At 69.9% G+C, this 12,074-nt stretch carries 11 protein-coding genes; 8 read left to right on the plus strand and 3 right to left on the minus strand.

Going from position 1 to position 12,074, the window contains the following annotated elements:
- Nucleotides 1–18: 18 nt before the first annotated feature.
- Nucleotides 19–570 (plus strand): transcriptional regulator NrdR, encoded by a 552-nt coding sequence (gene nrdR / locus ACGFZN_RS18340; protein WP_393859495.1) that lies wholly within the window; start codon nt 19–21, stop codon nt 568–570.
- Between the two features lie 164 nt (nt 571–734).
- Complete coding sequence (locus ACGFZN_RS18345; protein WP_393859496.1) at nt 735–3,620, plus strand: vitamin B12-dependent ribonucleotide reductase; 2,886 nt, start codon at nt 735–737, stop codon at nt 3,618–3,620.
- 70 nt (nt 3,621–3,690) lie between these two features.
- Here ACGFZN_RS18345 and ACGFZN_RS18350 read toward each other — a convergent pair whose 3' ends face one another.
- Nucleotides 3,691–4,230, minus strand: coding sequence for a TerD family protein (locus tag ACGFZN_RS18350; protein ID WP_393859497.1), 540 nt, complete (start codon nt 4,228–4,230; stop codon nt 3,691–3,693).
- A 154-nt stretch (nt 4,231–4,384) separates the two neighbouring features.
- On the opposite strand from ACGFZN_RS18350, the gene ACGFZN_RS18355 reads away from it, so the two are divergent.
- From ACGFZN_RS18355 to ACGFZN_RS18365, 3 genes are all read left to right on the plus strand, one after another.
- Nucleotides 4,385–4,990, plus strand: a complete 606-nt coding sequence (locus ACGFZN_RS18355) for a YdbC family protein (protein WP_393859498.1) — start codon at nt 4,385–4,387, stop codon at nt 4,988–4,990.
- A 145-nt stretch (nt 4,991–5,135) separates the two neighbouring features.
- A complete protein-coding gene (locus tag ACGFZN_RS18360; RefSeq protein WP_393859499.1) occupies nt 5,136–5,795 on the plus strand; it encodes a histidine phosphatase family protein in 660 nt (219 codons plus the stop codon).
- Nucleotides 5,796–5,807: 12 nt separating this feature from the next.
- Nucleotides 5,808–6,713 carry an ADP-ribosylglycohydrolase family protein gene (locus ACGFZN_RS18365; RefSeq protein WP_393859500.1) on the plus strand — a complete coding sequence of 302 codons (906 nt, stop codon included), beginning with the start codon at nt 5,808–5,810 and terminating at the stop codon, nt 6,711–6,713.
- 384 nt (nt 6,714–7,097) lie between these two features.
- Here the strand turns inward: ACGFZN_RS18365 and ACGFZN_RS18370 are convergent, their stop codons facing one another.
- Nucleotides 7,098–8,645: an MFS transporter gene (locus ACGFZN_RS18370; RefSeq protein ID WP_393859501.1), complete on the minus strand. Its 1,548-nt coding sequence runs from the start codon at nt 8,643–8,645 to the stop codon at nt 7,098–7,100.
- 183 nt (nt 8,646–8,828) lie between these two features.
- Here ACGFZN_RS18370 and ACGFZN_RS18375 point away from each other — a divergent pair, with 183 nt between their 5' ends.
- From ACGFZN_RS18375 to ACGFZN_RS18385, 3 genes are all read left to right on the plus strand, one after another.
- Nucleotides 8,829–9,452 carry a TetR/AcrR family transcriptional regulator gene (locus ACGFZN_RS18375; RefSeq protein ID WP_393859502.1) on the plus strand — a complete coding sequence of 208 codons (624 nt, stop codon included), beginning with the start codon at nt 8,829–8,831 and terminating at the stop codon, nt 9,450–9,452.
- 92 nt (nt 9,453–9,544) lie between these two features.
- A complete protein-coding gene (locus ACGFZN_RS18380) occupies nt 9,545–10,246 on the plus strand; it encodes a ribonuclease HII (protein ID WP_393859503.1) in 702 nt (233 codons plus the stop codon).
- 68 nt (nt 10,247–10,314) lie between these two features.
- A complete protein-coding gene (locus tag ACGFZN_RS18385; RefSeq protein ID WP_393859504.1) occupies nt 10,315–10,947 on the plus strand; it encodes a hypothetical protein in 633 nt (210 codons plus the stop codon).
- Between the two features lie 362 nt (nt 10,948–11,309).
- On the opposite strand, the gene ACGFZN_RS18390 is transcribed toward ACGFZN_RS18385, so the two are convergent.
- Complete coding sequence (locus tag ACGFZN_RS18390; RefSeq protein WP_393859505.1) at nt 11,310–11,930, minus strand: hypothetical protein; 621 nt, start codon at nt 11,928–11,930, stop codon at nt 11,310–11,312.
- Nucleotides 11,931–12,074: the final 144 nt, after the last annotated feature.

The raw sequence follows: 12,074 nt of genomic DNA on the forward strand, positions 1-12,074 counted from the left end.
TGAGGAGGGTTGGAGATCATGCACTGTCCCTTCTGCAGGCACCCCGACAGCCGCGTGGTCGACAGTCGTACGACCGACGACGGCACGTCGATCCGCAGGCGCCGCCAGTGCCCCGACTGCTCCCGTCGTTTCACGACCGTGGAGACGTGCTCGCTCATGGTGATCAAGCGGTCCGGGGTCACCGAGCCGTTCAGCCGGACCAAGGTCATCAACGGCGTGCGCAAGGCGTGCCAGGGGCGGCCTGTCACCGAGGACGCACTCGCCCAGCTCGGCCAGCGGGTCGAGGAGGCGGTACGGGCCACCGGAAGCGCCGAGCTGACCACCCACGACGTGGGACTGGCCATACTCGGCCCGTTGCAGGAACTCGACCTCGTCGCCTATCTGCGATTCGCCTCCGTCTACCGGGCGTTCGACTCGCTCGAGGACTTCGAGGCCGCCATCGCGGAGCTGAGGGAGGCGACGGGAGGCCCCGGCGTGGACGAGGAAGACGCGGGAACGGGGAGCAAGGAAGACGATCGCGGGCCGGGCGGGACCGGCGAGGTCCCCGTGCCCGCTCACGCCGCCGACTGACGGCGGGCCGGAAACCGGGAGGAGAGCCGGGTTCCGGCCGTGAGGCGGCCAACGAAGACCTGTTGCGGGTGGCAGCTGAGGGTGCCCGCGACACACGACAGAACACCGTGCCACGGGAACAATCGGGGCACTTCAGGGCGTTTTTGCCCGTACAGGGAGGCGGCATGACAGAGACGGCGAGCGGTCCGGCACGAGGTTCCCGAGCCAAGGGCGCCAAGGCCACCAAGGGGCTGCGTGTCGAGCGCATCCACACCACCCCCGGCGTACACCCGTACGACGAGGTGTCGTGGGAGCGCCGTGACGTCGTCATGACCAACTGGCGCGACGGCTCGGTCAATTTCGAGCAGCGTGGCGTCGAGTTCCCCGACTTCTGGTCGGTGAACGCGGTCAACATCGTCACCAGCAAGTACTTCCGCGGTGCCGTCGGCACCCCGCAGCGCGAGACCAGCCTCAAGCAGCTGATCGACCGCATCGTGAAGACGTACCGGAAGGCCGGCGAGGACTACAAGTACTTCGCCTCGCCCGCCGACGCGGAGATCTTCGAGCACGAGCTGGCGTACGCCCTCCTGCACCAGATCTTCAGCTTCAACAGCCCCGTCTGGTTCAACGTGGGCACCCCGCAGCCCCAGCAGGTCTCCGCCTGCTTCATCCTGTCCGTCGACGACTCCATGGAGTCGATCCTCGACTGGTACAAGGAAGAGGGGATGATCTTCAAGGGCGGCTCCGGCGCCGGCCTGAACCTCTCCCGCATCCGCTCCTCCAAGGAGCTGCTGTCCTCCGGCGGCAACGCCTCCGGCCCGGTCTCCTTCATGCGCGGCGCCGACGCCTCCGCCGGCACCATCAAGTCCGGTGGCGCCACCCGCCGCGCCGCCAAGATGGTCGTGCTCGACGTCGACCACCCCGACATCGAGGACTTCATCGAGACCAAGGTCAAGGAGGAGGAGAAGATCCGCGTCCTGCGCGACGCGGGCTTCGACATGGACCTGGGCGGCGACGACATCACCTCCGTCCAGTACCAGAACGCCAACAACTCGGTCCGCGTGAACGACGAGTTCATGAAGGCGGTCGAGGAGGGCGGCAAGTTCGGCCTGCGCGCCCGCATGACCGGCGAGGTCATCGAGGAGGTCGACGCCAAGGCGCTCTTCCGCAAGATCGCCGAGGCCGCCTGGGCCTGCGCCGACCCCGGCATCCAGTACGACGACACCATCAACACCTGGCACACCTGCCCCGAGTCCGGCCGGATCACCGCGTCGAACCCGTGCAGCGAGTACATGCACCTGGACAACACGTCCTGCAACCTGGCCTCGCTCAACCTGATGAAGTTCCTGAAGGACGACGGCAAGGGCAACCAGTCCTTCGAGACCGAGCGCTTCCAGAAGGTCGTCGAGCTGGTCATCACCGCGATGGACATCTCGATCTGCTTCGCGGACTTCCCGACCCAGAAGATCGGCGAGAACACGCGCGCGTTCCGCCAGCTCGGCATCGGCTACGCCAACCTCGGCGCCCTGCTGATGGCCACCGGCCACGCCTACGACTCCGACGGCGGCCGCGCCCTCGCCGGCGCCATCACCTCCCTGATGACGGGCACCGCCTACCGCCGCTCCGCCGAACTGGCCGCGGTCGTCGGCCCGTACGACGGCTACGCCCGCAACGCCGACGCCCACAAGCGCGTCATGGCGCAGCACGCCGACGCCAACGGCAAGGCCGTCCGCATGGACGACCTGGACACCCCGGTGTGGGCCGCCGCCACGGAGGCCTGGCAGGACGTGCTGCGTCTCGGTGAGAAGAACGGTTTCCGTAACTCCCAGGCGTCCGTCCTCGCCCCGACCGGCACCATCGGTCTCGCGATGTCCTGCGACACCACCGGTGTCGAGCCCGACCTGGCGCTCGTGAAGTTCAAGAAGCTGGTCGGCGGCGGCTCGATGCAGATCGTCAACGGCACCGTCCCGCAGGCCCTGCGCCGCCTGGGTTACCAGGAGGAGCAGATCGAGGCGATCGTCGCCCACATCGCCGAGCACGGCAATGTGATCGACGCCCCGGGCCTGAAGCACGAGCACTACGAGGTGTTCGACTGCGCCATGGGCGAGCGCGCCATCTCCCCGATGGGCCACGTCCGCATGATGGCCGCGATCCAGCCGTGGATCTCCGGCGCCATCTCCAAGACGGTCAACATGCCGGAGACGGCGACCGTCGAGGAGGTCGAGGAGATCTACTTCGAGGCCTGGAAGCTGGGCGTGAAGGCGCTCGCGATCTACCGCGACAACTGCAAGGTGGGCCAGCCGCTCTCCGCCAAGAAGAAGGAGCCCGCGGAGGACAAGGCCGAGGAGCCCGCCGCGGAGCCCAAGGTCGAGAAGGTCGTCGAGTACCGCCCGGTCCGCAAGCGCCTCCCCAAGGGCCGCCCGGGGATCACCACCTCCTTCACGGTCGGTGGCGCCGAGGGCTACATGACCGCCAACTCCTACCCGGACGACGGTCTCGGTGAGGTCTTCCTGAAGATGTCCAAGCAGGGCTCGACCCTCGCGGGCATGATGGACGCCTTCTCCATCGCGGTCTCCGTCGGCCTGCAGTACGGCGTGCCGCTGGAGACGTACGTCTCGAAGTTCACCAACATGCGCTTCGAGCCGGCCGGCATGACGGACGACCCGGACGTGCGGATGGCGCAGTCGATCGTCGACTACATCTTCCGCCGTCTGGCGCTGGACTTCCTGCCCTTCGAGACCCGCTCCGCACTCGGCATCCACTCCGCCGAGGAGCGCCAGCGGCACCTGGAGACCGGTTCCTACGAGCCGTCCGAGGACGAGGTCGACGTCGAGGGCCTGGCCCAGTCGGCGCCGCGTGCCCAGGAGCTGAAGGCGGTCGCCACGCCGAAGGCCGAGACCGAGGCGGCCAAGCCCGCTCCGAAGCAGGCCCACACCAGCGCCGAACTGGTGGAGATGCAGCTGGGCATCCAGGCCGACGCCCCGCTGTGCTTCTCCTGCGGCACGAAGATGCAGCGGGCCGGTTCCTGCTACATCTGCGAGGGCTGCGGCTCGACCAGCGGCTGCAGCTGACGGTCGTGAAATGAGGTGAGAGTAAGGGGCGCCGGCCATTGCCGGCGCCCCTTACTTCTAGTGCCGGGGCCTACTTCTGGTGCCTGGCCCTGCCCATGACACGGGTGAAGGCCACCGGGTCCTCCTCGAAGCCGTGCACGCCGGGACGGAAGGCCCACTCCCCGGCCTCGTCCCGCACGAACTCGGCGATCGTGGCGGCCGTCGCCCCGGGGACCGAGCCGAAGTCGTCCTGGGCGAGCACGGTGTAGCGGCCCTCCCGGACGCGCATGCCCGGGTTCAGCACCTGGGCGAACGTCCTGGGCCCGTAGCGCTGCTGGATGACGACGCCGACCACCACGCGCGCGTACCGGCCGTCCAGCCGGTCCAGTTGCAGCGTCATGACCTCGTCCCAGCCGAAGCCCTTGCCGTCCGGGCTGTCCCGGTTGAGGAAGATCGTTCCGTCCGGTGAGCGGCTGTCGAAATGCACCACATACGCCGGGCTCCCGTACGCGTCGCCCGACACGAAGGTCGCGGCGACCAGATCCAGATCGCTCGGAGGCTGACCCGCCGGACTGGGGTCCCACTTGAGTCCGACCTCGACCTCGCGCATTCCCTTGCTGAAGCCGGTCAACAGGCTTTCCCCTTCCCCCAGTGGCTGCCTCGTTCCCCAACTCCCGCGGAGAGGGGGTCTCTTGTTCATCGTGCCACGCGCGCGTGGGCATGTGCGCGGGTGATCTGCGCCGGAGCGTGACCGGCGCCACGTCCCGTGGCCTTACGATGGCGCGGTGCTGGTCAAGTGGATTCGCTGCACCGTGGTGGACCGCCGCGGGTTCGAGCGGGGGCAGCGGAAATGGGCGGGGCTTCTGGGGGAGCCGGGATTCCGGGGGCAGGGTGGCGGCTGGAGCCGGCAGCGACCGGGCGTGGCGCACATCTTCGCGTTCTGGGAGAGCCGCGCCTTCTACGACTCCTTCATGGCCCGCTCGCACGACCGGCTGGCGTCCGCCCAGGCCGGCACGTTCAAGGACGCCCAGGCCAAGCTGTTCGAGTACCGCTTCGATGTGAAGACCGGCTTCGAGCCGAGGTTCACCGACGCCGATCTCATCCGCGTGGCGCTGTGCCGGATCCACGAGGAGCGCGTCGAGCACTTCACCCTCATGCAGGAGAAGGTCTGGAATCCCGCGATGGCCGGTTCGCCCGGCATGATCCGAGGCATGTTCGCCGAGGCGGCCGGGCAGGAGTTCATGATCCTCTCGATGTGGCGGTCGGCCGCCGAGCACGGCAAGTACCGCACCGAGCGTGTGGAGCGCCTCGCGCTGCGCGCCCAGACCGAGGCCGACGTCGCGGCTCTCTCCGGGGACATCGTGGAGATGGAGCCGTCCTGGACGGTGTGAGATCCAAGGGTGAATGAGTTGGATTTTCCAACTTACTCGCAGTGTCAGGTGCCGACGCGGCCGTCGAGGGCGGGTTTCGTGTGACATACGCTGTATGAGCCCCCACGAGTGCATTGATGTCCGTCGCTCGATCTAGGGTTTTGGCATGGCACGACCACGGCGCATCGTCCTTGTCCGGCACGGCGAGTCCACGGGCAACGTCGACGACTCCGTGTACGAGCGCGAGCCCGACCACGCGCTCGCGCTGACCGAGCGCGGCTGGCGGCAGGCCGAGGAGACCGGCAAAAGGCTCCGGGAGCTCTTCGGCCGGGAACGCGTGAGCGTGTACGTCTCCCCCTACCGCCGGACCCACGAGACACTCCGCGCCTTCCACCTCGACCCGGACCTCATACGCGTCCGGGAGGAGCCCAGGCTGCGCGAGCAGGACTGGGGCAACTGGCAGGACCGCGACGACGTACGCCTGCAGAAGGCCTACCGCGACGCGTACGGCCACTTCTTCTTCCGGTTCCCGCAGGGCGAGTCGGGCGCCGACGTGTACGACCGGGTCGGCGGCTTCCTGGAGAGCCTGTACCGCAGCTTCGAGGCCCCCGACCATCCGCCGAACGTCCTGCTGGTCACCCACGGGCTCGCGATGCGCCTGTTCTGCATGCGCTGGTTCCACTGGACGGTGGCCGAATTCGAGTCGCTGTCGAATCCCGGGAACGCCGAGATGCGGATGCTCGTTCTCGGGGAGGACGGCAAGTACACGCTCGACCGGCCCTTCGAGCGCTGGCGCAAACCGGTGCCGTACTGGGTGAACGGATAGAGTGGCAGAGCGATGACCGCTGACTCCTCGACCTCGGGGCGCCTGGAGCGCGCCCTCGCCAGCCTGCGCGGACTGGCCGTGGGGGACGCCCTGGGCTCCCAGTTCTTCGTTCCGGCGAACTACCCCCTGCTGAAGCGGCGCGAGCTGCCCGCGGGACCCTGGCAGTGGACGGACGACACCGAGATGGCCTGCTCCGTGGTCGCCGTCCTCGCCGCCCACGGCCGCATCGACCAGGATGCTCTGGCCCGCTCCTTCGCCGAGCACCACGACTTCGACCGGGGGTACGGCCCTGCCGTCAACCGTCTGCTGCGCCTGGTCCGAGAGGGCCAGGACTGGCGGGGACTGGCCGCCGGGCTGTTCAACGGACAGGGGTCCTGGGGCAATGGAGCGGCGATGCGGATCGCGCCGCTGGGCGCGTGGTACGCGGACGATCCCGAGCAGGCGACCCATCAGGCGGAGATCTCGGCCTACACCACCCACCAGCACCGCGAGGCCGTCGTCGGCGCCATGGCCGTGGCCGCCGCGGCGGCGCTGGCCGGCTCGCCGGACGGCCCGCCCAGCCCCGAGGCACTCCTCGACGGCGTCGTCGCCCTGGTCCCGAAGAGCGCCGTCGGCCAGGGGCTCCGGCGCGCCCGGGACATGCTCGACTACGGCGACGCGGGAACCGTCGCCGCGGTGCTCGGCTGCGGACGGCGTACGACGGCCCACGACACCGTGCCCTTCGCCCTCTGGTCCGCCGCGCGGAGCCTCGGTGACTACGAGACGGCCTTCTGGACGACGGCCGGAGTGGGCGGCGACATGGACACGACCTGCGCGATCGTGGGCGGTGTGCTCGCCTCCGGCAAGGCGGGGGCTCCGCCCGCGGAGTGGATGGAGCGCGCCGAGGCACTGCCGGCCTGGGTGCAGTCCGGGCCTTGACCCTGGGCAGCTCCGCTCAGGCGGACCGGGGCTTCCGAGCGGCCCTGCCGACAGGCCGAGCCGTGCGGACACGGTGTCTGCGTCTGCGCATCACGAAACTCTGCGTGTCCATTGGGAACTCTGCGTGACTACCGCCCGTTCCTCCCATGTCCGTAGCGGGCTGCGCCTCTCGGTGGCAGGGCGGCGGGCAGGCGACGAGCAAGGGGCCGAGGGGGCGTGGAGATGGCGTCCGCGATGCGGTCTGTGCTGCCGGTTCTGCTGCTGGTTCCGGTTCTGTTTCTCGGACGGGTGCCGGCCGTGATGCGTACGGCCGGACCGCCGCCGGCGCCGTCAGGCACCTGGTGGCGGTCCGGCCGACCGTGGCGTCGTGCGTCTCGCGGCGGCTCAGCCGATGCCCGGGCCCGCCACGCCGGCGAGTGCGTCGAGATCGCTCTTGCGCACCCTGATCACCAGCCAGGCGGTGAGGAACGCGACGGCGGCCATGGCGGCGGCCGGCACGAAGGCCGTGGAGATGCCGTGGGCCAGCACCTCGTGTCCCCAGGGCGCCGGAAGCTGGTGCGTCTTGGCGAACCGGGCCTGCTGCTCGGGCGAACTGCCGGCGAGGAACTTCGGCAGCTGCTTCTTCGCCTCGTCCTTGGCGGCCGAGCCGAAGACGGTCGTCAGGATCGACAGTCCGAGCGAACCGCCCACCTGCTGCATGGCGTTGAGGAGTCCGGAGGCGGCACCGGCCTCGTGCTGGGCGACTCCGGACACCGCCGTGACCGTGGCGGTCACGAAGTTCAGGCCCATGCCGAAGCCGAACACCAGCATCGGCCCGAGCACCCCGCCGAGATAGGAGCTGTCCGGCCGGATGAAGGTCTGCCAGACCAGCCCGACCACCACGAGCGCCGTGCCGGTCATCATGAACGGCCTCGGGCCGAGCGCGGGCAGGAAGCGCTGGGACAGACCCGCGCCTACCGCGATCGCGACCGTGACGGGGAGGAAGGCCAGGCCGGCCCTGATCGCGCTGTAGCCGAGGACGTCCTGCACGAACAGCACGATGTAGAAGAACATGCCGAACATCGCGGCGGCGAGGCTCAGCATGATCACGTACGTTCCCCAGCGGTTGCGGTCCGCGAACATCCTGAGCGGGGTGATCGGCTCCTTGGCCCGTACCTCGGTGAAGACGAAGGCGAGCAGCAGCACCGCGGCCGCGCCGAACGAGCCGAGCGTGAGGCCGTCCCGCCAGCCGTTCTCCGAAGCGCGGATGAACCCGTAGACCAGCGAGGCCATCCCGGCCGTCGACGTCAGTGCGCCGGTGATGTCGAAGCGGCCCGGATGCCGCTGGGACTCGTTGATGTAGAGCGGGGCGAGAGCGGCGATCAGCACGCCTATCGGCACGTTGACGAACAGCACCCACCGCCAGTCGAGCCAGTCCGTGAGCATGCCGCCCGCGAGCAGGCCGATGGCGCCGCCGCCCGCGGACACGGCGGCGAACACACCGAAGGCCCGGTTGCGTTCCGGGCCTTCGGGGAAGGTCGTGGTGATCAGTGCCAGCGATGTGGGCGAGGCGATCGCTCCGCCGACGCCCTGCAAGGCCCGCGCGGCCAGCAGTTGCCACGGCTCCTGGGCGAGACCGCCCAGCAGGGAGGCGAAGGTGAACAACAGGATGCCGGTCATGAACACCCGGCGGCGGCCGAGGATGTCGCCGGCGCGCGCGCCGAGCAGGAGCAGACCGCCGAACGTGAGCGTGTAGGCGCTGACCACCCACGTCAGGTCCGTGGTGCTGAACTTGAGCGCGTCTTGAATGTGCGGGAGCGCGATGTTCACAATCGTCGCGTCGAGCACCACCATGAGTTGGCAGGCCGCGATGACGGCGAGTGCGATGCCGGGATGCCCCTCCCGGCGGGCCACGCCCGGTTCTGGATCCTGCAGCAGCTGAGAGGTCGTCACTATGGGTCCCCCCTGAAGGCGTTAGTGAACGATCGCGTTCACTTTCGTGTCCACGGTAGTGAGTCCCCAACAGTGAACGCAAGCGTTCACTTAATCTCGTGCCCCGCCCCGCGTCCCCCTGTTGCTGCCGCGCGGCACGGCCTCCCCCCGGCAATCCCCGCTTCCCCTGTTGGAGAGACACAGATGGTTACTTCGCGCTGGACGGCTGCTCCCGCTCGGGCGGCTTCCCCTCGCCGCCGCGGCGTGGTGCTGGAGCGTGCGATCCTCGAAGCCGCGCTGGAGCAACTCGGCGAGGTCGGCTGGAAGGGCCTGACCATGGAAGGAGTCGCCGCCGGCGCCCAGACCGGCAAGGCCGCGGTCTACCGCCGCTGGCCCTGCAAGGAGGACCTCGTCGCGGACGCGCTGGTGGCCGGGCTCCCCAGGGTGGAGAAGGCCCCGGACCTCGGCAGCGTGCGCGAGGACCTTCTCGCCCTGTGCCGGCAGGTACGGCAGATCATGTTCTCGCCGCCGGGCGTGGCGCTGCGCTCGGTGATTCACGAGTGCGACCAGATCCACGCGGAGCGCTTTCAGGAAGTGATCGTCGGAGGGGTGGTGGAGCCGACCGTCCGGCTCCTCCAGGAGGTCATCACTCGCGGAATAGAGCGCGGCGAGGTGCGTGCGGACGCGGCCAACGGCTATGTCTTCGACGCCATCCCGGCCATGTTGATGTACCGCTCGAAGATGTGCGCCAGCGAATGGAGCGATCAGGACCTCGAGGAGATGATCGACCGGCTGATGCTCCCGCTGCTGCGCCCCTACGGAGCCTGACGGCACCCTCGGCGATCCGCCGCTGACCTGCCCGGCAGTACGGGAGACCGGGGTGTCGGCAGACCCGCCCGGCGGCGTACGCTAAGGGCGCCATGCCGTACGAACCGCCTACCCACACCGTCGAGCGCTCCCTGCGCGCCACGACCGGAGCGAAGGTCATTGCCGGTGTCGACGAGGTGGGGCGCGGCGCATGGGCCGGACCTGTCACCGTCTGCGCGGCGATCACCGGACTCCGCCGCCCGCCGGAGGGGCTGACCGACTCCAAGCTGCTGACGATCAAGCGGCGCACCGAGCTGGCGGAGACCCTCCGCTCATGGGTGACCGCCTACGCGCTGGGGCATGCTTCCCCCGAGGAGATCGACGACCTGGGGATGACCGCCGCGCTGCGCCTCGCCGCGGTCCGGGCTCTGGACGCCCTGCCGGTCCGCCCCGACGCCGTGATCCTCGACGGGAAGCACGACTACCTCGGTGCTCCCTGGAGCGTGCGCACGGTGATCAAGGGCGATCAGTCGTGTGTGGCCGTTGCGGCGGCGTCGGTGATAGCCAAGGTTCAGCGCGACAAAATGATGGCCGAACTGGGTGTCGACCATGCACACTTCGGATTTGCGGACAACGCCGGGTATCCGTCGCCCGTGCACAAGGCCGCACTGGCGGAGTGGGGGCCCACCCCGCACCACCGCCTGTCGTGGGCGTATCTTGATGCGTTGCCTCAGTGGCGGCACCTCAAGAAGGTCCGCAGCTGGGTGGACGGAGGCGTTCCCGAGATCGAGGGCCAGCTCGGCTTCGATTTCTGACGGTTCCGCTCGCACTGATGTGCCACCCGGTCACCCGTGCCGCACCAACGTTTGATAAATATCAGCTCATGCCTCTCATTCCCGAGGAGCCTCAGATTCACGAGAGTGCCCAGGGTCCCCGCGCCACGCCGGCCAACGGCCGTACCGCGCCGACCCCCCGCCCTGTACCCGGCCCCCGTCCCGCGGCTCCGTCCCGCCCCGGTCGTCCCGGCCCTCCGCGGCCGGCGCCGCCGGTGCAGCGCACGCAGCGTGACGTGGCTCAGACCAAGCCCGGTCCGTCCGGCCCGGCCGCTCCCACCGCCACGGCGGCAGGCCCGCAGATCCAGCTGATCCCGGCCTCGGCCGAGGGTGCGCTCGACGCCGCAGAGGAGGCGGTGGACCTGCTGCTGGAGTCGGGCCGTGCCCCCGGCGACGTGCTCGTGATCACCACCGGGTCCCAGCACCCGTGGGCGGAGCACGAACTGTCCTTCGGTGAAGCTTCCTACTGGGCGCAGCACGACGCCGGTGACGACGTCTTCTACGCGGACGCCTCCGTTGCCTCCCGTGCCGCGTCCCGCCCCGTGGTCGTCGTGGCCCTCAACGGAGGCCCCGCTGCCGCTGCCGCCTCGGCCCTGCCGCTGGCCCACTCCCGGGCCGGTGCGCTGCTGATCGTCTGCGGCGACCCCCAGCAGATCAACTCGGTGCTGGGCGCGGGCGTCTGATCGGCGTCCGGCGCCTCGTGGCGGCGGGGTGACGAGGCAGCCGATCCGGCGGCAAGCGCACGGCGTGGCCTTTGGCATGCCCGGATGACCGCAGGGACCGCGGGCACCGCCTGCTTTCCGGTGGCCACGGGCACTTGGTGAGCGGTCTCGACACCGCGCGCCCGCAAGGTCGTCGGCGCGGGCCCGGCGTCGGCCTGTTTTTCCGTGCGGCCCCGTGCCCTTGAGGCGCCCAGGGCCTTGCCGCCGTCCGGTCGTCGGCGGCCCTGGGGTGGCATGACCGTGCCGTGACTACAGTCAGGCTGTGTCCCTGCCACTGGCCCGGTTCGCGGACGGTGTGCCGACCGGCCGGTCCCCGGCGTCGCCTAGCGGGCCGCCGCGCGGCGCAGCACCTCGGAGACCGGCCCGCCGGTGCGCGGTGCGGGCGGCGGAGCGTCGGAGGTGGCGAAGGGCTCAGGTGCGGAGTCCGCGTTGGGGCGGCGTCCGCTGCGGCCCTCACCGAGCACGTGCCAGCCGTCGTGGGTCAGCGTGATGTACGCCCCGCACCGCAGCCCGTGCAGGGTGCAGGCGTCGCGCAGGCCCCACATCCAGGCCCCGTCCTCCTCCGTCCACTGCGCGTCGCCCTCACGGCAGTACAGGAGGATGGCCGTGCGCACCGGGGTCCGGCGCCTCAGGTCGTGCGGAATGACCCGGCGCAGCTGCGCGAGCAGCGCGTTGCGGAACATCCAGCCGTCGGCCGGGGCGGGACGGCGGGTGAACGACGCACTGGCGCACAGCCGTTCCTCCGGATCCAGCACTGCCACGACCGCCGTGGAAGGCTTCGGCCGATGGCGGGAGTGCAGACCGGTGACGACCTCACGGGGGTTGCGCAGCAGAGGGATTCCGGCGGCGGCCCATTCGGCCGGCTCGAGCAGACGGCTTGCGGAAGCGGCGGTCGCGGACGTCGAGAACGAGGCCGCCGAGGACGAGGCGAATCCGAAGGTCACGTTCCTCCCTTCGGCTACGCGCCCACACTGCGGGCGGGGTCGGATTCGAGGGACCGCGCACCGCAGCAAAGCCCGACCGGTCACGGGCGAGCCGCGCGGGGAGCGGACCTCAATTCTTCCTGCCGAACTTGGATGCGGCAACGA

Source organism: Streptomyces sp. NPDC048192 (genome assembly GCF_043202415.1).
Taxonomy (GTDB): domain Bacteria; phylum Actinomycetota; class Actinomycetes; order Streptomycetales; family Streptomycetaceae; genus Streptomyces.